The organism is Pseudomonas frederiksbergensis (assembly GCF_900105495.1).
Taxonomy (GTDB): Bacteria; Pseudomonadota; Gammaproteobacteria; order Pseudomonadales; family Pseudomonadaceae; genus Aquipseudomonas; species Aquipseudomonas frederiksbergensis.
In genome coordinates, this window is record NZ_FNTF01000002.1 from 793,262 (window position 1) to 813,095 (window position 19,834).

21 protein-coding genes and 1 pseudogene are annotated in these 19,834 nt (G+C 59.2%); 13 read left to right on the forward strand and 9 right to left on the reverse strand.

The features are described 5' to 3' along the window. Window positions 1-150 precede the first annotated feature (150 nt). Complete coding sequence (locus tag BLW70_RS04325) at window positions 151-396, reverse strand: DUF1127 domain-containing protein (protein ID WP_074871935.1); 246 nt, start codon at window positions 394-396, stop codon at window positions 151-153. A 179-nt stretch (window positions 397-575) separates the two neighbouring features. Here BLW70_RS04325 and BLW70_RS04330 point away from each other — a divergent pair, with 179 nt between their 5' ends. Both BLW70_RS04330 and BLW70_RS04335 read left to right on the forward strand, forming a co-directional pair. Further along, on the forward strand, window positions 576-2,009 hold the full coding sequence (locus BLW70_RS04330; protein WP_074871937.1) for an aminotransferase-like domain-containing protein: 1,434 nt from the start codon (window positions 576-578) through the stop codon (window positions 2,007-2,009). Window positions 2,010-2,069: 60 nt separating this feature from the next. Further along, window positions 2,070-3,638 carry a phospholipase D family protein gene (locus BLW70_RS04335; RefSeq protein WP_074871938.1) on the forward strand — a complete coding sequence of 523 codons (1,569 nt, stop codon included), beginning with the start codon at window positions 2,070-2,072 and terminating at the stop codon, window positions 3,636-3,638. A gap of 130 nt (window positions 3,639-3,768) precedes the next feature. Here BLW70_RS04335 and BLW70_RS04340 read toward each other — a convergent pair whose 3' ends face one another. After that, window positions 3,769-4,914: an MFS transporter gene (locus BLW70_RS04340; RefSeq protein WP_074871940.1), complete on the reverse strand. Its 1,146-nt coding sequence runs from the start codon at window positions 4,912-4,914 to the stop codon at window positions 3,769-3,771. Between the two features lie 160 nt (window positions 4,915-5,074). Next, the gene (locus BLW70_RS04345) at window positions 5,075-6,568 is read right to left on the reverse strand and encodes an aldehyde dehydrogenase (RefSeq protein ID WP_074871942.1); all 1,494 of its coding nucleotides are present in this window, start codon (window positions 6,566-6,568) and stop codon (window positions 5,075-5,077) included. A 237-nt stretch (window positions 6,569-6,805) separates the two neighbouring features. On the opposite strand from BLW70_RS04345, the gene BLW70_RS04350 reads away from it, so the two are divergent. Together BLW70_RS04350 and BLW70_RS04355 are read left to right on the forward strand one after the other, a co-directional pair. After that, window positions 6,806-7,168 carry a cupin domain-containing protein gene (locus BLW70_RS04350; RefSeq protein ID WP_074871944.1) on the forward strand — a complete coding sequence of 121 codons (363 nt, stop codon included), beginning with the start codon at window positions 6,806-6,808 and terminating at the stop codon, window positions 7,166-7,168. A gap of 185 nt (window positions 7,169-7,353) precedes the next feature. Beyond that, window positions 7,354-7,638 (forward strand): hypothetical protein, encoded by a 285-nt coding sequence (locus BLW70_RS04355; RefSeq protein WP_074871946.1) that lies wholly within the window; start codon window positions 7,354-7,356, stop codon window positions 7,636-7,638. A gap of 84 nt (window positions 7,639-7,722) precedes the next feature. On the opposite strand, the gene rpmG is transcribed toward BLW70_RS04355, so the two are convergent. Together rpmG and rpmB are read right to left on the reverse strand one after the other, a co-directional pair. Further along, complete coding sequence (gene rpmG / locus BLW70_RS04360; RefSeq protein WP_008150173.1) at window positions 7,723-7,878, reverse strand: 50S ribosomal protein L33; 156 nt, start codon at window positions 7,876-7,878, stop codon at window positions 7,723-7,725. A gap of 11 nt (window positions 7,879-7,889) precedes the next feature. After that, window positions 7,890-8,123 carry a 50S ribosomal protein L28 gene (gene rpmB, locus BLW70_RS04365; protein ID WP_007894701.1) on the reverse strand — a complete coding sequence of 78 codons (234 nt, stop codon included), beginning with the start codon at window positions 8,121-8,123 and terminating at the stop codon, window positions 7,890-7,892. Between the two features lie 445 nt (window positions 8,124-8,568). On the opposite strand from rpmB, the gene BLW70_RS04370 reads away from it, so the two are divergent. Then, window positions 8,569-10,155: an ABC transporter substrate-binding protein gene (locus tag BLW70_RS04370; protein ID WP_074871947.1), complete on the forward strand. Its 1,587-nt coding sequence runs from the start codon at window positions 8,569-8,571 to the stop codon at window positions 10,153-10,155. 128 nt (window positions 10,156-10,283) lie between these two features. Here the strand turns inward: BLW70_RS04370 and radC are convergent, their stop codons facing one another. Further along, entirely contained in the window at window positions 10,284-10,958 is a 675-nt protein-coding gene (radC, locus tag BLW70_RS04375; RefSeq protein ID WP_074871949.1) for a RadC family protein, read from the reverse strand. 136 nt (window positions 10,959-11,094) lie between these two features. Between radC and coaBC the strand changes: the two genes are divergently transcribed. From coaBC to BLW70_RS04410, 7 genes and pseudogenes are all read left to right on the forward strand, one after another. After that, complete coding sequence (coaBC, locus tag BLW70_RS04380) at window positions 11,095-12,303, forward strand: bifunctional phosphopantothenoylcysteine decarboxylase/phosphopantothenate--cysteine ligase CoaBC (RefSeq protein WP_074871951.1); 1,209 nt, start codon at window positions 11,095-11,097, stop codon at window positions 12,301-12,303. 5 nt (window positions 12,304-12,308) lie between these two features. Then, entirely contained in the window at window positions 12,309-12,764 is a 456-nt protein-coding gene (dut, locus tag BLW70_RS04385; RefSeq protein WP_007894692.1) for a dUTP diphosphatase, read from the forward strand. Between the two features lie 351 nt (window positions 12,765-13,115). Continuing rightward, a pseudogene (locus BLW70_RS04390) lies at window positions 13,116-14,492 on the forward strand (phosphomannomutase/phosphoglucomutase); the annotation flags it as partial. Window positions 14,493-14,517: 25 nt separating this feature from the next. Then, entirely contained in the window at window positions 14,518-15,423 is a 906-nt protein-coding gene (argB, locus tag BLW70_RS04395; protein WP_074871956.1) for an acetylglutamate kinase, read from the forward strand. Window positions 15,424-15,614: 191 nt separating this feature from the next. Then, complete coding sequence (locus BLW70_RS04400; protein ID WP_074871958.1) at window positions 15,615-15,827, forward strand: hypothetical protein; 213 nt, start codon at window positions 15,615-15,617, stop codon at window positions 15,825-15,827. Window positions 15,828-15,845: 18 nt separating this feature from the next. After that, window positions 15,846-16,418, forward strand: coding sequence for a hypothetical protein (locus BLW70_RS04405; RefSeq protein WP_074871960.1), 573 nt, complete (start codon window positions 15,846-15,848; stop codon window positions 16,416-16,418). Further along, window positions 16,405-16,788: a hypothetical protein gene (locus BLW70_RS04410; RefSeq protein ID WP_074871962.1), complete on the forward strand. Its 384-nt coding sequence runs from the start codon at window positions 16,405-16,407 to the stop codon at window positions 16,786-16,788. The genes BLW70_RS04405 and BLW70_RS04410 overlap by 14 nt, the downstream gene beginning before the upstream one ends. A gap of 157 nt (window positions 16,789-16,945) precedes the next feature. Here BLW70_RS04410 and pyrE read toward each other — a convergent pair whose 3' ends face one another. Next, a complete protein-coding gene (pyrE, locus tag BLW70_RS04415; RefSeq protein WP_074871964.1) occupies window positions 16,946-17,590 on the reverse strand; it encodes an orotate phosphoribosyltransferase in 645 nt (214 codons plus the stop codon). An 82-nt stretch (window positions 17,591-17,672) separates the two neighbouring features. Between pyrE and BLW70_RS04420 the strand changes: the two genes are divergently transcribed. Beyond that, complete coding sequence (locus tag BLW70_RS04420) at window positions 17,673-18,452, forward strand: exodeoxyribonuclease III (protein ID WP_007934608.1); 780 nt, start codon at window positions 17,673-17,675, stop codon at window positions 18,450-18,452. A gap of 181 nt (window positions 18,453-18,633) precedes the next feature. Here BLW70_RS04420 and BLW70_RS04425 read toward each other — a convergent pair whose 3' ends face one another. Both BLW70_RS04425 and rph read right to left on the reverse strand, forming a co-directional pair. Continuing rightward, complete coding sequence (locus BLW70_RS04425) at window positions 18,634-19,002, reverse strand: DUF4870 domain-containing protein (RefSeq protein ID WP_074871966.1); 369 nt, start codon at window positions 19,000-19,002, stop codon at window positions 18,634-18,636. A gap of 28 nt (window positions 19,003-19,030) precedes the next feature. Further along, window positions 19,031-19,753: a ribonuclease PH gene (gene rph / locus BLW70_RS04430; protein ID WP_074871968.1), complete on the reverse strand. Its 723-nt coding sequence runs from the start codon at window positions 19,751-19,753 to the stop codon at window positions 19,031-19,033. Window positions 19,754-19,834: the final 81 nt, after the last annotated feature.

The window sequence follows — 19,834 nt, forward strand, 5'->3', positions numbered from 1 at the left end:
GCTGACGAGCACCGCGAGGCAGCGTTCGGCGGCGAAGCCGTCGCAAATCCTGCAACCGCGCTCTTTCAGGCAAACCGCGGTGTCTGATTTACGACTGCTTCGCAGTCGGACGCAGCCTTCGGCAGCTGCTACAAGGAATCGCATTTCATCTCAAATCCGCCAGAACGGTTTAAGCCCCTCCTCCCGCGCCTGCTCCGGACTCAACCCGATGTCCTTGAGCTGCTCGGTCGTGAGTTCCAGCAATGCCTTGCGCGTGTGCCGGCGATGCCAGAACAGGCCCCAGCGACTCAGGCCGGACGGTGCGTTGCGCATGACCGCCTCGCGTGCGCCGTGGTTTTGCCCTGCCGCCAGTTCCTGACTGTGTAACGTCAGCCGCACATCGCTCAAGCCGTTCATTTTGATTGCTCCTGTTTACTTGGGTAGCCAGAGCTTTCATGATGCGTCGACGGCCAAAAGCATTACAGATTCAACGAGACTGTATTAACTCCATACAGATTTTGCATTTCAGCGTCTGAATCCCCTATTTTCGCCCCATCTGTACTGGTCAACCGAATCACCCACACCGAGACTGCACCATGACCCTTTACGTCAACCTCGCCGAACTGCTCGGCACGCGTATCGAACAGGGCTTCTATCGCCCCGGTGACCGGCTGCCGTCGGTGCGGGCGTTGAGTGTTGAACATGGCGTCAGCCTGAGCACGGTGCAGCAGGCGTATCGCGTGCTGGAAGACAGCGGCCTGGCCACCCCCAAACCCAAGTCGGGCTACTTTGTACCGGTGGGTCGTGAACTGCCGGAGCTTCCGGCCATTGGCCGCCCGGCGCAGCGGCCGGTGGAAATTTCCCAGTGGGATCAGGTGCTGGAACTGATCCGCGCGGTGCCACGCAAGGACGTGGTGCAACTGGGTCGCGGCATGCCGGACATCACCACGCCGACCATGAAACCGCTGCTGCGCAACCTGGCGCGAATCAGCCGGCGACAGGACATGCCCGGCCTGTATTACGACAACATCTACGGCACCCTCGAACTGCGCGAACAGATCGCCCGCCTGCTGCTCGATTCCGGTTGCCAGTTGACGGCTCACGACCTGGTGATCACCACCGGTTGTCACGAAGCGCTGTCCACCAGCATCCGCTCCATCTGCGAGCCGGGCGACATTGTGGCCGTGGACTCGCCCAGCTTTCACGGCGCCATGCAGACCCTCAAGGGCCTGGGCATGAAAGCCCTGGAAATCCCCACCGATCCGCTCACCGGGATCAGCCTCGATGCGTTGGAACTGGCCTTGGAACAATGGCCGATCAAGGCCATACAGTTGACCCCCAACTGCAACAACCCGCTGGGCTACATCATGCCGGAGTCGCGCAAACGCGCGTTGTTGACACTCGCACAGCGCTTCGACGTGGCGATCATCGAGGACGATGTGTATGGCGAACTGGCCTACACCTACCCGCGCCCGCGCACGATCAAATCCTTCGACGAAGACGGCCGCGTCCTCCTATGCAGTTCCTTTTCCAAGACCCTGGCGCCGGGGTTGCGTATCGGTTGGGTGGCGCCAGGACGGTATCTGGAACGGGTGCTGCACATGAAATACATCAGCACCGGCTCTACCGCGCCGCAACCGCAGATCGCGATTGCCGAATTTCTCAAGGCCGGACATTTCGAACCGCATTTGCGGCGGATGCGCAGCCAATACCAACGCAATCGCGACGTGATGATCGACTGGGTCAGCCGCTATTTTCCGGCCGGCACCCGCGCCAGTCGCCCTCAGGGCAGCTTTATGCTTTGGGTCGAGCTGCCGGAGGGTTTCGACACCCTGAAACTGAATCGTGCGCTGCACGACCAAGGCGTACAGATTGCCGTCGGCAGTATCTTTTCCGCCTCGGGCAAATACCGCAATTGCCTGCGGATGAACTACGCTGCCAAGCCAACGCCGCAAATTGAAGAAGCGGTGCGCAAGGTCGGTGCCGCGGCAATCAAACTGCTCGCGCAAAGTGACTGCGCCACCGACTGACCTTTCTCGGGAATCCAGCGTCCATATGCCGACACCTGCCGCCAATCGGAACGATCCTACGTGAGAGTCAGACAGCCCCTGCTCGCTCTACTGTTTCTCGCCTCGTTCCTCAACGGCTGTGCGACATTCAACGTTCCGCGCGAACCGAGCCAGGCGCTGCCCGCCAGTGACTCGGCGTTCGGTCGCTCGGTCCAGGCTCAGGCGGCCCCCCACGGAGGGCAATCCGGCTTTCGCCTGCTGTCCGACAGCACCGAAGCCTTCACGGCCCGCGCCGAGCTGATCCGCAACGCCCAAAGCAGCGTGGATTTGCAGTACTACATCGTTCACGACGGCATCAGCACACGGATGCTGGTGGACGAACTGCTCAAGGCTGCCGACCGTGGCGTACGCGTGCGCATTCTGCTCGACGACACCACCAGCGATGGCCTGGACCGCATCATCGCCACACTGGCGGCACATCCGCAGATCCAGATCCGCGTATTCAACCCATTGCACCTTGGCCGCAGTACCGGCGTGACTCGAACCGCGGGACGTTTGCTCAACCTGTCGCAGCAACACCGGCGCATGCACAACAAGCTATGGCTGGCCGACAACAGCATGGCCATCGTCGGTGGACGCAATCTGGGGGATGAGTACTTCGATGCCGAACCCAACCTGAACTTCACCGACATCGACATGCTCGGCGTCGGCCCGGTCGCCGAACAGTTGGGGCACAGTTTCGACCAATACTGGAACAGTGCGCTGAGCAAGCCGATCGACGAGTTCCTCTCGAGCAAACCGACGGCCATGGACCTGGAAAACACCCGGACCCGACTGGAAGAATCGCTGGAAGAGACCCGCAAGCAGAATCACGCGCTGTATCAGCAGTTGATGATCTACACCACCAAGCCACGCCTGGACATCTGGCGCCGGGAGCTGATCTGGGCCTGGAACCAGGCCTTGTGGGACGCCCCGAGCAAGGTCCTGTCAGACGGCGAGCCTGACCCGCACTTGCTGCTGACCACGCAACTGGAGCCCGAGCTCACGGGCGTCAGTAAAGAATTAATCATGATTTCGGCTTACTTCGTGCCGGGGCAGCCGGGACTGGTGTACCTCACCGGCCGGGCTGACGCCGGGGTATCAGTGAGTTTGTTGACCAACGCCCTGGAAGCCACGGACGTGCCGGCCGTGCATGGCGGTTACGCACCTTATCGGCGAGCGCTGCTGGAACATGGTGTGAAGCTGTACGAATTGCGCCGCCAGCCCGGTGAAGGTGGTGGCAGCGGGCCGCATATTTTCTACAGCAAGTCCTACCGGGGTTCTGATTCCAGTTTGCACAGCAAAGCGATGATCTTCGACCAGCAGAAATCCTTCATCGGCTCGTTCAATTTCGATCCGCGCTCGGTGCTGTGGAACACCGAAGTCGGGGTGCTGGTGGACAGCCCCGAACTCGCCGCGCATGTGCGCAAAGCGGCCATGGAAGGTATGGCGCCGCCCTTGAGTTATCAGGTGAAACTGGAAAATGACCGGATCGTCTGGGAGACGGAAGACGACGGCAAGATGCATGTGTTGACCAAGGAACCGGGCAGCTTGTGGCGCCGGTTCAATTCCTGGTTCAGCACGGCGGTCGGCCTGGAGCGGATGCTTTAGCAGGCGATAAAGAGCCCTGTGGGAGTGAGCCTGCTCGCGAAGGCGGTGTGTCAGTCACCCTTTGTACTGGCTGGCATGACGCTATCGCGAGCAGGCTCACTCCCACAGGGATGTGGCTACCTGGTTGGCGTCAGGCAGGCTCGACAACCGTGCCGAACGCGCCTTGCCGCGACAGCAGAATCACCAACCCCAGCGCACCCGCCGCCATCAGCAGCGGCAACGCATGTCCGCTGATCCACTGGCTGCCGGCGCCGGCCGCCAATGGTCCGACCAGACAACCGATCCCCCACAGTTGCGCGATATGCGCATTGGCGCGCACCAGTGCATCATCGCGGTAGCGCTCGCCGATCAGGATCAGTGACAAGGTGAACAAGCCGCCGGCACTGGCACCGAACAACACCCACAACGGCCAGATCAGCAATGTGTCGATCAACAACGGGATGGCCAGGCTCGATATCAGCAGGACCACCGCACACCCGGTGAACAGCGTACGTCGTGACAAGCGATCGGCCAGCGCGCCAATCGGCAACTGCAGCAAGGCATCACCCACTACCACCGTGCTGACCATCGCCAACGCAATTTCGGTCGTAAAGCCCTGACGCAGGCAATAAACCGGCAACAACGTCAGGATCATCGCTTCGAACGCAGCGAACAGCGACACCGCCCAGGCAATCGCCGGCAGGCCACGGCAGAAACCCAGCAAGTCGCTGAAGGTCACGCTGCAGGCTTCACTGGTCGGCGCGCCGCTGCGGCCCAGCAACAGGAGCGGTGCCGCCATCAGCAAACCGACGCCGACCCAGAATCCGTAATCGTGCTCAGTGCCCAGTACGCCAAGCAGCAACGGCCCGGCCAGCTGACTCAGCGCGTAGCTGCTGCCATACAACGCCACCAATCGTCCGCGCCACTCTTCCACCACAAGCTGGTTGATCCAGCTTTCGCCGAGGATGAACACGAGGGTCAGGATCACCCCGATCATCAAGCGCAACGCCAGCCAGATCGGATAGCTCGGCAACAGCGCCAGCAAACCGATGGACAACGCCCCGGCCCACAGGCACAAACGCATCAGATTGGCCGTGCCCAGACGCGCGGCCAGATGGCTGGAGACCTTCGCACCCAACAGCACGCCTATGGCGGGCATCGCTGCCATCACACCGATGGCGAACGAGCCGTAACCCCAGCCTTCCAGACGAAACGACACCAGCGGCATGCTGACGCCCAAGGCCAGGCCGACACTCAAGACAGACGCCAACACGGCGAAATAAGTCGCCCAACGCATTTCCCACGCTCCTGTGGATATTATTTTTCAGACACCGCACAAAACAAATGTGGGAGCGGGCTTGCTCGCGAAGAGGCCATCACATCCAACATCATCGTTGGCTGTCACGGCGCCTTCGCGAGCAAGCCCGCTCCCACAGGGGATCGTCGTTGTGTGGTACTTACAACTTGATCCAGGTCGCCTTCAGCTCGGTGTACTTGTCGAACGCATGCAGCGACTTGTCGCGACCGTTGCCGGACTGTTTGAAGCCACCGAACGGTGCCGTCATGTCGCCGCCGTCATACTGGTTGACCCACACGCTACCCGCGCGAAGTGCCTTGGCGGTCAGGTGGGCCTTGGAAATATCCTTGGTCCACACCGCCGCGGCCAAGCCGTAAGGGGTGTCGTTGGCAATCGCAATGGCTTCTTCGGCGGTATCGAACGTGATCACCGACAGCACTGGGCCGAAGATTTCTTCCTGAGCGATTTTCATCGCGTTGCTGACACCGTCAAAAATCGTTGGCTCGACGTAAGTGCCACCAGTTTCCTGAAGAATGCGTTTGCCGCCCGCCACCAGTTTGGCGCCGTCGGTGTGGCCGGACTCGATGTAGGACAGCACCGTGTTCATCTGCTGGGTATCCACCAACGCGCCGACGTTGGTCGCCGGGTCCAGTGGGTTGCCCGGTTTCCAGGTTTTCAGCGCCTCGATCACCAGCGGCAGGAACTTGTCCTTGATCGAACGCTCCACCAGCAGGCGCGAGCCGGCCGTGCAGACTTCGCCCTGGTTGAAGGCGATGGCGCCAGCCGCCGATTCAGCGGCAGCTTGCAGGTCCGGCGCATCGGCGAACACGATGTTCGGGCTCTTGCCGCCGGCTTCGAGCCAGACGCGTTTCATGTTCGATTCGCCGGAGTAGATCAGCAGTTGCTTGGCGATTTTGGTCGAGCCGGTGAACACCAGGGTGTCCACGTCGTTATGCAGGGCCAGGGCCTTGCCGACGGTGTGGCCGTAGCCTGGCAATACGTTCAGCACGCCTTTCGGAATACCGGCTTCAACGGCCAGCGCAGCGATGCGGATGGCGGTCAGCGGGGATTTTTCGGACGGCTTGAGGATCACCGAGTTACCGGTGGACAGCGCCGGCCCGAGTTTCCAGCAGGCCATCATCAACGGGAAGTTCCACGGCACGATCGCGGCGACGACGCCGACCGGCTCGCGGGTTACCAGACCCAACTGGTCATGGGGCGTCGCGGCCACTTCGTCGTAGATCTTGTCGATGGCTTCACCGCTCCAGCTCAGGGCTTGCGCCGCGCCAGGAACGTCGATGTACAGGGAATCGCTGATCGGCTTGCCCATGTCCAGGGTTTCAAGCAGGGCCAACTCTTCGGCGTGCTGTTTCAGCAGGCCGGCGAAACGGATCATGGTGGCTTTACGTTTGGTCGGCGCCAGGCGCGACCAGACGCCGGAATTGAAAGTGGCGCGGGCGTTTTCAACAGCACGTTGGGCATCGGCGGCGTCACAGCTGGCGATCTTGCCCAGCAGACGGCCATCGACCGGGCTGATGCACTCGAAGGTCTCGCTGGAGACGGCATCGGTATATTCGCCATTGAGGTAGGCGCGGCCTTCGATCTTCAAATCGCGAGCCCGTTGTTCCCAATCGGCACGAGTCAGGGTGGTCATACGAGTGTCCTCCTCTTATTGAATACGAGCGCCCGCGGTCTTCGCGGACGGTCTCAGGAATTCTGCCCAGCCAGCCTGTTTTTTCGGCCCGAGGCAACTGCCACCCTAAACCAGCGGCAGGTGAAGTTTCAATATATTTGACAAAAGGCTGGCAAACGGCCTTGCGATGTTCATTTTAATAAACATAGACTTTGGGCTTTCCAGTCACTTGCGCCGCAATTACGGGGGATTACAACAATGAGCATCCAGGACATCGTCGATTTCAGCCAGGCCACCACCCAGCCCGAACGCTATCGGCCAGACCAGGCGAAAATCCTCAAGGGCAACCCCGAGCAAGCAGTGTACAACCACTACAACAGCCCTTGCGGTCAGTTGAACGCCGGCGTGTGGGAAGGTGCGATTGGTCAGTGGCTGGTGAACTTTACCGAGCATGAATACTGCGAAATAGTCCAGGGCGTGTCCGTGCTACGCGACAATGACGGCAACAGCAAGACCGTTCGGGCGGGCGACCGCTTCGTCATCCCGGCCGGGTTCCGAGGCACCTGGGAAGTGCTGGAGACGTGCCGCAAGATCTATGTGGCGTTTGAACAAAAGACCTGAGCAATTTGTTAAGGCATCAAAAAGGCCCATATCGCAAGATATGGGCCTTTTTTTTGCTTGGCTGCACGGCCAGATGCCAAGTGAAATAGGTAATTACCGCACTCAATCACTGATCTTGCCGGATGCTGTTCTCGCTCCCGAATAAAGGAGCCTCACCGTCATCACTCACAAGGAAGTGAATCAACATGAAAAATTTTCTCACCACTGGCCTGCTGGCAGGTCTTTTCCTGGCCGTCACGCTGACGTCGGCGCATGCGAACGAACCGGAACAGTCAGCGCAGCGATGCGATGCACGGAGGGTCACGTACCTCATCGGCGAATACCTGTCTCGGTCCGTTCGCGATGAGGCCTTCAGGGAGTCACGGGCGACCAGCATTAAAGTCAACTCTCGCGACCTGGACCCTGACAACAATCGCCTGCAAATCAGGACCGATATAAACCTGGATATTATTGCCATTTACTGCGGTTGATCATTCGCAGGCCCCACTATTGGGGGCAACAAAAAAGGCCCGTATCTCGCGATACGGGCCTTTTTCGTAAGAGGGAAAAATCAATTACTTGATTTTGCCTTCTTTGTACATCACGTGCTTGCGAACGCGCGGATCGAACATGCGCTTTTCGAGCTTGTCCGGAGTAGTACGCTTGTTCTTGTCGGTAGTGTAGAAGTGACCAGTACCGGCGCTAGAAATCATTCGAATCAATTCACGCATGATTAGCTCCCTTAGATCTTGCCAGCTTTGCGAATTTCGGCCAGCACGACAGTAATGCCACGCTTGTCGATGATACGCATGCCTTTGGCAGATACGCGCAGACGCACGAAACGTTTCTCTTCTTCAACCCAGAAGCGGTGATGCTGCAGGTTCGGCAGGAAACGACGACGGGTTTTGTTGTTTGCGTGGGAAATGTTATTCCCAGTCACCGGACCCTTACCGGTAACTTGACATACTCTCGACATGCCTCAGCCCTCTAAAACCACATGCCCAACCCGGCATGGGTTGGCCGCTTAATCTCTCAGTCATTTGGCGCCAGGCGCCGCGTTTCTTTAGAGGTCTTACCGGCTACACCTACAGTGAAGGAACCGGGCCCCTAGAAAAGAGCGCTGCTTTATACCAGAAAGACTGGAGAGCAACAACATTCCGTGTGCGCGGACTTGGTAAATTCCCCATTTTTCACGCGCAGAGCGCCTTGGATAAAGGCTGTCGTCGATTAAGACCGCTCGTCGCAGAGAATCGGCCAACCGACCGATTCCGGGTTTTCCTCGGCCCGCATCACCGAAAACAAGCGCACATAGTCCACTTAAATTGAAAAAGGAGATAGTCATTTGCAAAAGAGCCCACTAGGGTAAGCCTTTTCCAGACTGCACTTGCAGATGGGCCTTCGATCTGTAAAGGAATCCGACCATGCGCCTCGCTGCCCTACCGCTGTTGCTCGCCCCTCTTCTGCTGAGCCCGCTGGCTCATGCCGCCGCTCTGAGCGTTTGCACTGAGGCAAGCCCGGAAGGGTTCGACGTGGTGCAATACAACTCGCTGACCACCACCAACGCTTCGGCCGACGTGCTGATGAACCGTCTGGTGGACTTCGATACCGCCAGTGGCAAGGTGGTCGCCAGCCTCGCGGACAGCTGGGAAGTCACACCCGATGGCCTGACGTATGTGTTCAAGCTTCACCCACAGGTGAAATTCCAACGCACCGAGTACTTCAATCCCTCGCGAGACCTGACCGCCGAAGACGTGAAATTCAGCTTCGACCGCATGCTCGACCCGGCCAACCCATGGCACAAGGTCGCCCAGAGCGGCTTCCCGCACGCCCAGTCGATGCAGTTGCCGGCATTGATCAAGAAGATCGACGCACTGGACCCGCTGACCATACGGTTCACCCTCGACCACCCGGATTCGACTTTCCTCGCGACCCTGAGCATGGGCTTCGCCTCGATCTACTCCGCCGAATATGCCGACAAACTGATGAAGGCCGGCACCCCGGAGAAGCTCAACAGCCAGCCGATCGGCAGCGGTCCGTTCATCTTTACGCGTTTCCAGAAAGACGCCTCGATTCGCTACAAGGCCAACCCGGATTACTTCCGTGGCAAGCCTTCGGTGGACCCGCTGATTTTCGCCATTACCCCCGACGCCAACGTGCGGCTGCAGAAATTGCGCCGCAACGAATGCCAGATCGCCCTGTCGCCCAAGCCTCTGGACGTACAGGCAGCGCTGAAAGAACCGACCCTGAAAGTGGAAAAGACTGACGCCTTCATGACCGCGTTCGTTGGCATCAACAGCCAGCATCCGCCGCTGGACAAGCCTGAAGTGCGCCAGGCCATCAACCTCGCCTTCGACAAGACCAACTACGTCAAAGCCGTGTTCGAAGACACCGCCGAACCTGCCAACGGTCCATACCCGCCGAACACCTGGAGCTATGCCAAAGGCCTGCCGGGTTACTCGCACGACGTCGAAAAAGCCAAAGCACTGATGGCGAAGGCCGGGCTCAAGGACGGTTTCAAGACCACCATCTGGACCCGCCCTTCTGGCAGCCTGCTCAACCCGAATCCGAGCCTCAGCGCGCAAATGCTGCAATCGGACCTCGCGGAAATCGGCATTCAGGCGGAAATTCGGGTGATCGAATGGGGCGAGCTGATTCGCCGCGCCAAGGCCGGTGAACACGATCTGTTGTTCATGGGCTGGGCGGGCGACAACGGCGACCCGGACAACTTCCTCACGCCGCAGTTTTCCTGCGCCGCGGTCAAGTCCGGCACCAACTTCGCGCGCTACTGCAACCAGGACCTGGACAAGCTGATCAGCGCCGGCAAGACCACCGGCGAGCAAGGTGTGCGCACCAAGCTCTACGAACAGGCCCAGGCACAGATCCAGCAGCAGGCGCTGTGGCTGCCGCTGGCCCACCCGACCGCCTTCGCACTGACGCGCAAGGACGTTGAGGGTTATCAAGTGAGCCCGTTCGGCCGCCAGGATTACTCCAAGGTCAACCTAAAATAATCCGCCCCCCCTTGTAGGAGCGAGCCTGCTCGCGATTGCAGAGTGCCAGTCACCGAATAGTTTGACTGACACGACGCCATCGCGAGCAGGCTCGCTCCCACATGGGCTCGCTTAATCCGCCCTTCCACTTACATCCAGCCGTACTCGGCCATGGACAGCGGATCACCGTCCCCGACGATGAAATGATCGAGCACCCGCACATCGATCAGGTCCAGCGCCTCTTGCAGGCGTTTGGTCAGCACTCGGTCGGCCTGGCTGGGATTGGAATTTCCCGACGGATGGTTATGACAGAGGATCAACGCTGCGGCGTTGTGGGCCAATGCGCGTTTAACCACTTGTCTCGGATAGACACTCGTACTGTCGATGGACCCGCGAAACAGCACTTCAAAGGTCAGCACTTGATGCCTGGAATCCAAAAAAAGACAGCCGAACACCTCGTGAGGCTCATGGCGCAGCATTGACTTGAGGTAATCACGAACCGCCTGCGGGTTTTCCAGCGCGTTTTTTTGGCGCGCACGTTCGGCCAAATGCCGCCGGCTCATTTCCTGGACCGCTTGCAACTGAGCGAATTTCGCCGGCCCCAGCCCCAACTGCCTGCTGAACGCCTCCTGATCGGCCTCAAGCAATGAACGCAGGCTGCCAAACTGATTCAACAGGTGCCGCGCCAGATCTACCGCGCTTTTACCCGACACACCCGTTCGTAAAAAAATCGCCAACAGCTCGGCGTCCGAAAGGCTCCCCGAGCCCAACTCAAGCAACCTCTCCCGCGGCCGTTCCGCCGCAGGCCAATCGCGAATACTCATAGCACCTCCCTGGTCTGTGGGCGCCGCTGTTCCGTTGCGGTCGCTGTGATATCGTAGCCCATCTTTTTTGCGGGCGATTTCATCCCTGGGGAGGGGGTATCGCCATGCAGTCATCAACGAAATGAAAGGCAGACCTATGCAGCGGCTGTATCGGAAACGCATCGTTCTGGGCGTCGGCGGCGGCATCGCTGCCTACAAGAGCGCCGACCTGGTTCGCCGCCTGATCGACCAGGGCGCCGAAGTGCGCGTGGTCATGACCCGCGGCGGCAGCGAGTTCATCACACCGTTGACCATGCAGGCCTTGTCCGGGCATCCGGTCCACCTCGATTTGCTCGACCCGGCGGCCGAAGCTGCCATGGGCCACATTGAGCTGGCCAAATGGGCCGACCTGGTGCTGATCGCCCCCGCCACCGCGGATCTCATTGCCCGCCTGGCCCAAGGCATTGCCGACGACCTGCTGACCACGCTGGTGCTGGCCACCGACGCCGTGGTCGCCGTTGCCCCGGCGATGAACCAGGCCATGTGGCGCGACCCGGCCACCCAGGCCAACCTGCAAACCCTCGAAAGCCGCGGCCTGAAAAGCTTCGGCCCAGCCTCCGGCAGCCAGGCCTGCGGCGACGTCGGCATGGGTCGCATGCTCGAAGCCACCGACCTCGCCCAATGTGCGGCGGACTGCTTCCAGCGTCAGGCGCTGACCGGCAAACACGTGCTGATCACCGCAGGCCCGACCCAGGAAAACATCGACCCGGTGCGCTACATCACCAACCACAGCTCCGGAAAAATGGGCTTTGCCCTGGCCGAAGCCGCGGTGGAAGCCGGCGCCCGTGTAACGCTGATCACCGGCCCGGTGCACCTGCCGACCCCGGATCGCGTCACACGCATCGATGTGGTCAGCGCCCGCGACATGCTCGCCGCTTGCGAAGCCGCAATCCCTTGCGACCTGTTCATCGCCTCGGCTGCGGTCGCGGACTACCGGCCGGAAGTCGTCGCCCCACAGAAACTCAAGAAAGACCCTACGAACGGCGACGGCTTGTTGCTACAGATGGTGCGTAACCCAGACATTCTGGCCACCATTGCCACTCGCCCCGACCGTCCGTTCAGTGTCGGCTTCGCCGCCGAAACCGAACATTTGCTCGATTACGCTGCGCGCAAGTTGAAAGACAAGAACCTCGATTTGATCGTCGCCAACGACGTCGCCAACCCGAGCATTGGCTTCAACAGCGAAGAAAACGCCTGCAGCGTGATCGACCGCCAGCTACACGCCACACTTTTCGCCCAGACCAGCAAGAGCAAAATCGCTCGCCAGCTGATCACTTTTATCGCCGAACGTCTGAACCAGGTTTAATTTACATGCACGCTTTGCAAGCCAAGATCCTCGACCCACGCATCGGTACCGAATTCCCGCTGCCGCAATACGCCACGCCCGGTTCCGCCGGCCTCGACCTGCGCGCCATGCTGGAAAAAGACACAGTCATCAAGCCGGGCGAAACCCTGCTCATCCCGACTGGCCTGTCCGTCTACATTGGCGATCCGGGCTTGGCGGCACTGATTCTGCCGCGCTCGGGCCTTGGCCATAAGCACGGCATCGTGCTGGGCAACCTGGTTGGCCTGATCGACTCCGATTACCAGGGCCCACTGATGGTGTCGTGCTGGAACCGTGGCCAGACCGATTTCAACATGGTGGTAGGCGAACGCCTGGCCCAATTGGTGCTGGTGCCGGTGGTTCAAGCACATTTTGAAATGGTCGAAGAGTTTGTCGAAACCCAGCGTGGCACGGGCGGGTTCGGCCACTCCGGCAGCCACTGATCCGAAAGATGGCAACCCTGTGGCGAGGGGGCTTGCCCCCGTTGGGCAGCGAAGCGGCCCCAAACTCTGTGAGTCATAACCGATTTTTGTGAGTGCTACGCACTCAAGCGGGAGCAAGCTCCCTCGTCACAAATTGCACAGACGTCATCTGAAAGGTATATCACTGAAAATCAAGGCATTGGCCGCTCCATTACACGCTGATGTCGGGGTCATGGCCTTTTCACACCACGAACTCTCGGTGGAAAACACCGTCATACCCTTCAGTTTGAGCCTGCCGACGAGTTTTTCGCCGGCAGGTCCAGCCACTTTCGAGATGGAGCATTCCTACAGATGAGCACCCCAGTCCAAGTCGCACCCAAGTTCCCTGACAGCATCTTCCGCGCCTACGATATTCGCGGCACCGTCCCGGAATTCTTGAACGCTGAAACCGCGTATTGGCTCGGTCGCGCCATCGGTTCCCAGAGCCTGGCCCAGGATGAACCGAATGTTTCGGTCGGCCTCGACGGTCGCCTGTCCGGTCCGGAACTGGTCGAACAACTGATCAAAGGCCTCGCCGACAGCGGTTGCCACGTCAGCGACGTCGGCCTGGTGCCAACGCCTGCGCTGTACTACGCCGCCAACGTGCTGGCCGGCAAATCCGGCGTGATGCTCACCGGCAGCCACAACCCGTCGAACTACAACGGCTTCAAAATCGTCATCGCTGGCGACACCCTGGCCAACGAACAGATCCAGGCCCTGCACGAACGCCTCAAGACCAACAACCTGAGCAGCGGCAAGGGCAGCATCACCCAGGTCGAGATCCTCGACCGCTACAACACCGAAATCGTCCAGGACATCAAACTGGCTCGTCGCCTCAAAGTCGTGGTCGATTGCGGCAACGGCGCGGCCGGCGTGATCGCCCCGCAACTGATCGAAGCCCTGAACTGCGAAGTCATCCCGTTGTTCTGTGACGTCGACGGCAACTTCCCGAATCACCACCCGGACCCGGGCAAGCCTGAAAACCTGGTCGACCTGATCGCCAAGGTCAAGGAAACCAATGCCGACCTGGGCCTGGCTTTCGACGGCGACGGCGACCGCGTCGGCGTGGTGACCAACACCGGCAGCATCGTCTACCCCGACCGCCTGCTGATGCTGTTCGCCCGTGACGTGCTGGCGCGCAATGCGGACGCGGAAATCATCTTCGACGTCAAATGCACCCGTCGCCTGACGCCGCTGATCAAGGAATACGGCGGCCGTCCGCTAATGTGGAAGACCGGTCACTCGTTGATCAAAAAGAAAATGAAACAGACTGGCGCCCTGTTGGCCGGCGAAATGAGCGGGCACATCTTCTTCAAGGAACGCTGGTTCGGTTTCGACGACGGCATTTACAGCGCCGCGCGCCTGCTGGAGATCCTCAGCAAGGAAAAATCCACCGCGGAAGAGCTGTTTGCGACCTTCCCGAACGATATTTCTACGCCGGAAATCAATATCCATGTGACCGAAGAGAGCAAATTCAGCATCATTGATGCTCTGCACGACGCGAAGTGGGGCGAAGGCGCCGACCTGACCACCATTGACGGCGTGCGAGTCGACTACGCCAAAGGCTGGGGCCTGGTGCGCGCCTCCAACACCACACCGGTGCTGGTGCTGCGCTTCGAGGCCGATGACGAGGCTGAATTGCAACGCATCAAGGACGTTTTCAAAGTCCAGTTGAAGCGTGTTGCCCCCGATCTCCAATTACCGTTTTGATTTTCTGAAGCACCCGGAGCCCTGAATGACCCTCGAACGCGAAGCCGCCGCCAACACCGCCAAGGTCCTGTCCGAAGCGCTGCCTTACATTCGCCGCTATGTCGGCAAGACGCTGGTGATCAAATACGGCGGCAACGCGATGGAGAGCGAGGAGCTGAAAACCGGCTTCGCCCGCGACATCGTGCTGATGAAAGCCGTCGGCATCAACCCGGTGGTGGTTCACGGCGGCGGCCCGCAAATCGGCGACCTGCTCAAGCGCCTGTCGATCGAGAGCCACTTCATCGATGGCATGCGCGTGACTGACGCGCAAACCATGGACGTGGTGGAAATGGTCCTCGGCGGCCAGGTCAACAAGGACATCGTCAACCTGATCAACCGTCATGGCGGCAGCGCCATCGGCCTGACCGGTAAAGATGCCGAGCTGATTCGCGCGAAAAAGCTCACCGTGACCCGCCAGACGCCGGAGATGACTCAACCGGAAATCATCGACATCGGCCAGGTCGGTGAAGTGGTCGGGATCAACACCGACTTGCTGAACCTGCTGGTCAAAGGTGACTTCATCCCGGTGATCGCGCCAATCGGTGTCGGTTCCAACGGCGAGTCGTACAACATCAACGCTGACCTGGTGGCCGGTAAAGTCGCCGAAGCGCTGAAAGCTGAAAAGCTGATGCTGCTGACCAACATCGCCGGCCTGATGGACAAGTCGGGCACGGTTCTGACCGGCCTGACGACTCAACAGGTCGACGACCTGATCGCCGATGGCACCATCTACGGCGGCATGCTGCCGAAGATTCGTTGCGCGCTGGAAGCGGTTCAAGGCGGTGTGGGCAGCTCGTTGATCATCGACGGCCGGGTGCCGAACGCGATTCTTCTGGAAATCTTCACCGATACCGGTGTGGGTACCTTGATCAGCAATCGCAAGCGTCCCTGATTGATAAAGCCTTAAAAGATCGCAGGCTTCGGCAGCACCTACGGATGTACGAATATTCCGTAGGAGCTGACGAAGTCTGCGATCTTTTTTATGCGCGCAGGAAATGTCTGACTTGATTAAGCGAAACGTCCGACATCCAACTAGCATTCGTCCGCCTAGGATCTTCCCTGTATCCACAGGAGATCTTCCCCATGAAAAAAGACCACGTTCCCTACGGCAGTGATGTTTCAGCCGGCACTTACGAGTGCGCAGACTGCGGGCGCGAATACACCAATCAGTCAAAGACTTCGCTCCCGCCGTGTCCAGACTTCAAACCCAGCACCCACGTACTCAATGGCTGGAATATCCTGACCGGCCAGGGTGACGCCGTGGCAGATCCGTATCCAAACAAGCCTTCCAAGTAATCCCGAGGGGGCTGAAAAATGCAGATCTCGTTCACGATCGACGCCCAGGCTTTCGAGCAGGAGCAGAAGGAGCCGGTCAAAAAGACCCTGAAGATTTCCGACCACGAAATCGCCCACGCCCTGCAGCGAATCGCCAAGGCGAGCCTGACCGAATACTTGAAAATGCTGGTTGAAGGCGGGATGCCGAGTCGGGCCGATGAAGCGAAGCAGGATCGCCTGCTATATCTGATTCAAAGCTACTTCGGGCAGACATTGCCGACCGAATCTCAGATATCTACGATTTTTCAGCTGACCCAGAGCCAAAGCAAAACCCTGCTGAAAAACACGGTTTCGCGCTTTCGCAATCAGCTGGACGAAATCCTTCAACACAGCATGAGGGCCGTGATTGAGACGGCAGAGCATGCGCAGACGGTTTATCTGGTGGTGATCAGCTCCGACGTCATCCGTGATGAGCTGAACATGCTGATTACCCAGAACGAGCCGACTTTCAAACCCATTACAAAACGCAAAGGCAGCGCCGGGCAGTTCGAAATCAGTGAAGATTCCCACGCGTTGTTATGCCTGACACTGGGCCTGAATGCCGTTCAGTGACATCGTCGCGGTCAGTGGATTGCTGCTGACCCTGACCACCTTCATGTTCAACCTGGCCTGGCCAAGGTTGCATGAAGCGTTGGAACTGGATGAAAAACAACCAGGTCCACTCGCCAGAAAACGCAGCCGGAAAACAGTAATGAACGCTTTGTTCGGCCGCGCTCTACCGCTGACGGCCGCCTTCATGGCGCTGTTTTACGTCAATTTCCCTGCCGCCGTGAGGATCATGGGAAGCAGCACGCTGGATCTGTGGGATTTCGATGTGGATCGCACGCTCTACGTGCTAGTCGTCCTGGCGCTGCTGGTGTTTGCGCTGTTCAATCTGGGATTGGCATTCAAACTGATAGGGAAATGGCGAAGACTGCACTGACAAAAAAAGACCCCGTTCAGCCAGTCTGAGCGAGGTCTTTTTTTGCCTGCGATCCCTGTAGGAGCGAGCCTGCTCGCGATAGCGGTCTTTCAGTCACATCAACTTTGAATGTAAAGACCTCATCGCGAGCAGGCTCGCTCCCACAGGGGGATTGTGGTCAGACGCCGAACTGGGCGCGGTAGGCTTCAACCGCTGGCAGGTGCTGCTTGAGCTGCGGGTCATCCGCCAGGAATTCCAGCACCTGGTTCAGCGAAACAATGCTGATCACCGGAATGCCGAAGTCACGCTCCACTTCCTGGATGGCCGACAACTCACCGTTGCCACGCTCCTGACGGTTCAAGGCGATCAACACGCCCGCCGCCTTGGCGCCGTTCTGGGAAGCGATGATCTGCATCACCTCGCGGATGGCGGTGCCAGCGGTGATCACGTCGTCGATGATCAGCACGTCGCCGGTCAACGGTGCGCCGACCAGACTGCCGCCCTCGCCGTGAGCCTTCGCTTCCTTGCGGTTGAAGCACCATGGCAAATCACGGTCATGATGCTCGGCCAGGGCCACTGCGGTGGTCGCCGCCAAAGGGATGCCTTTGTAGGCCGGACCGAATAAAACGTCGAACGAAATACCGCTCTCGACGATGGCTGCCGCGTAGAAACGCCCCAGCTGCGCAAGGGCCTTCCCTGAGTTGAACAGGCCGGCATTGAAGAAGTAAGGACTGGTGCGTCCGGACTTCAGGGTGAACTCGCCGAAGCGCAAAACGCCGCGATCGATGGCAAAACGAATGAAATCGCGCTGATACGCTTGCATGAAAAAAACCCCAAATACCACGGATTTAGCTAATTAGGTTGACGCCGTGTATCATACACGCACGCGATTTTTGGGGCCATTTATGCGGATCATCAGTGTGAACGTCAATGGTATTCAGGCTGCAGTGGAGCGAGGGTTGCTCAGTTGGCTGCAAGCACAGAATGCCGACGTCATCTGCCTGCAGGACACCCGCGCCTCCGCCTTTGAACTGGACGATCCAGCCTTCCAACTGGATGGCTACTTCCTTTATGCCTGCGAAGCCGAAGTTCCCGCCCAAGGTGGCGTGGCTTTGTATTCGCGGCTGCAACCGAAGGCAGTCATCAGCGGTCTCGGCTTCGAGACGGCCGACCGCTACGGGCGCTACCTGCAAGCCGATTTCGACAAGGTCAGCATCGCGACCTTACTGCTCCCTTCGGGGCAAAATGGCGATGAAGACTTGAACCAGAAGTTCAAGCTAATGGACGATTTCGCCCGTTATCTGGATAAACAGCGACGCAAACGTCGCGAGTACATTTACTGTGGCTCGCTGTACGTGGCGCAACAGAAGCTGGATATCAAGAACTGGCGCGACAGCCAGCAATCCCCGGGCTTCCTGGCACCTGAACGTGCCTGGATGGACGAGATTGTCGGCAACATGGGCTATGTCGATGCCCTGCGTGAAGTCAGCCGTGAAGGCGACCAGTACAGCTGGTGGCCGGATAACGAACAGGCTGAAATGCTCAATCTCGGTTGGCGTTTCGACTATCAGTTGCTGACACCAGGCTTGCGTCGCTTCGTACGTAGCGCGCGTTTGCCTCGTCAGCCACGGTTCTCTCAGCACGCGCCGCTGATCGTGGACTACGACTGGACGCTGACCATCTAAGCGTCGTTTCGCAGATGCAAAAAAGCCGACATCGCTGTCGGCTTTTTTGTGCACGCTGATTTCTGGCTCTTTGTAGGAGTGAGCCTGCTCGCGATAGCGGTAGACCAGTCACATTAATGTTGAATGTGAATGCCTCATCGCGAGCAGGCTCGCTCCCACAGGGGGATCTGTGTTGTATGGCTTACTTGATCAACCGCCAGGTAAACGGATACCGGTAAGGCACCCCTTCATTGGCTTTCACCCCGGCAATGATTGTCAGCACCAGTGCACCAATCGCGACAAGACCAAACAGGAAGAACCCGACGATCACCAGCATCAGCAGGAAGCAGATGGCGGAGGCAATGGCGACGGTGATCTGAAAGTTCAGCGCCTCCTTGCCTTGAGCATCAACAAAGGGGTCCATCTCGCGCTTCATCTGCCAGAGAATCAGCGGGCCGATCAGCGTACCGAACGGAATCCAGATCCCCAGCAAGGCGGACAGGTGACAAAACATTGCCCACTGCCGAACCTCTTTGCTCGGTGTGGGAAGCAGCTGTTGCTCGTCACTCATAGCGTCCTCCTTGCGTGGAATAGTCCGATCAGTCAGCCAGTGCAGCCTTTTGCAGCTCGAAGATTTCCGTCATGCCTTTCTTCGCCAACTCAAGCATAGCGTTCAGTTCTTCTGGCTGGAACGGAGCGCCTTCGGCAGTACCCTGGACTTCGATGAAGCCGCCTGTGCTGGTCATCACCACGTTCAGGTCGGTCTCGGCGGCCGAGTCTTCCAGGTAGTCGAGGTCGAGTACCGGCTCGCCCTGGTACATGCCCACCGATACGGCAGCAATCATTTGCTTCAGCGGGTCGCCGCCTTTCAGGCCGCCGCGCTTCTTGATCACTTTCAAGGCATCGACCAGTGCAACCATGGCGCCGGTGATGGACGCGGTGCGGGTGCCGCCGTCAGCCTGGATCACATCGCAATCGACGTACAGGGTGACGTCGCCCAGCTTGGACATGTCCAGCGCAGCGCGCAGGGAACGACCGATCAGACGCTGGATTTCCAGGGTGCGGCCGCCTTGCTTGCCGCGGCTCGCTTCACGCTGGTTACGCTCGCCAGTGGCGCGCGGCAGCATGCCGTATTCAGCGGTCAACCAGCCTTGGCCCTGACCTTTAAGGAAACGCGGCACGCCGTTCTCGACGCTGACGGTGCAGATGACTTTGGTATCACCGAACTCGACCAGTACGGATCCCTCGGCGTGTTTGGTGTAGTTGCGGGTAATGCGGATCGAGCGGAGCTGATCGGCAGCGCGACCACTTGGACGTTTCATAGGGAATACCTGTACGGGGGACGGAAAACTGCGGAGCATTATAGAGCCGCAGGGCCACGAGTGGGCACTTCTAAAAAATCC

Coding starts and splice junctions, on each gene's coding strand:
- rph (WP_074871968.1), bottom strand. CDS start 19,753: ATGAAACGTCCAAGTGGTCGCGCTGCCGATCAGCTCCGCTCGATCCGC.
- coaBC (WP_074871951.1), top strand. CDS start 11,095: ATGCAGCGGCTGTATCGGAAACGCATCGTTCTGGGCGTCGGCGGCGGC.
- rpmG (WP_008150173.1), bottom strand. CDS start 7,878: ATGCGTGAATTGATTCGAATGATTTCTAGCGCCGGTACTGGTCACTTC.
- radC (WP_074871949.1), bottom strand. CDS start 10,958: ATGAGTATTCGCGATTGGCCTGCGGCGGAACGGCCGCGGGAGAGGTTG.
- BLW70_RS04340 (WP_074871940.1), bottom strand. CDS start 4,914: ATGCGTTGGGCGACTTATTTCGCCGTGTTGGCGTCTGTCTTGAGTGTC.
- BLW70_RS04400 (WP_074871958.1), top strand. CDS start 15,615: ATGAAAAAAGACCACGTTCCCTACGGCAGTGATGTTTCAGCCGGCACT.
- BLW70_RS04350 (WP_074871944.1), top strand. CDS start 6,806: ATGAGCATCCAGGACATCGTCGATTTCAGCCAGGCCACCACCCAGCCC.
- BLW70_RS04330 (WP_074871937.1), top strand. CDS start 576: ATGACCCTTTACGTCAACCTCGCCGAACTGCTCGGCACGCGTATCGAA.
- BLW70_RS04355 (WP_074871946.1), top strand. CDS start 7,354: ATGAAAAATTTTCTCACCACTGGCCTGCTGGCAGGTCTTTTCCTGGCC.
- argB (WP_074871956.1), top strand. CDS start 14,518: ATGACCCTCGAACGCGAAGCCGCCGCCAACACCGCCAAGGTCCTGTCC.
- BLW70_RS04325 (WP_074871935.1), bottom strand. CDS start 396: ATGAACGGCTTGAGCGATGTGCGGCTGACGTTACACAGTCAGGAACTG.
- rpmB (WP_007894701.1), bottom strand. CDS start 8,123: ATGTCGAGAGTATGTCAAGTTACCGGTAAGGGTCCGGTGACTGGGAAT.
- BLW70_RS04410 (WP_074871962.1), top strand. CDS start 16,405: ATGCCGTTCAGTGACATCGTCGCGGTCAGTGGATTGCTGCTGACCCTG.
- BLW70_RS04425 (WP_074871966.1), bottom strand. CDS start 19,002: ATGAGTGACGAGCAACAGCTGCTTCCCACACCGAGCAAAGAGGTTCGG.
- dut (WP_007894692.1), top strand. CDS start 12,309: ATGCACGCTTTGCAAGCCAAGATCCTCGACCCACGCATCGGTACCGAA.
- BLW70_RS04370 (WP_074871947.1), top strand. CDS start 8,569: ATGCGCCTCGCTGCCCTACCGCTGTTGCTCGCCCCTCTTCTGCTGAGC.
- pyrE (WP_074871964.1), bottom strand. CDS start 17,590: ATGCAAGCGTATCAGCGCGATTTCATTCGTTTTGCCATCGATCGCGGC.
- BLW70_RS04345 (WP_074871942.1), bottom strand. CDS start 6,568: ATGACCACCCTGACTCGTGCCGATTGGGAACAACGGGCTCGCGATTTG.
- BLW70_RS04420 (WP_007934608.1), top strand. CDS start 17,673: ATGCGGATCATCAGTGTGAACGTCAATGGTATTCAGGCTGCAGTGGAG.
- BLW70_RS04405 (WP_074871960.1), top strand. CDS start 15,846: ATGCAGATCTCGTTCACGATCGACGCCCAGGCTTTCGAGCAGGAGCAG.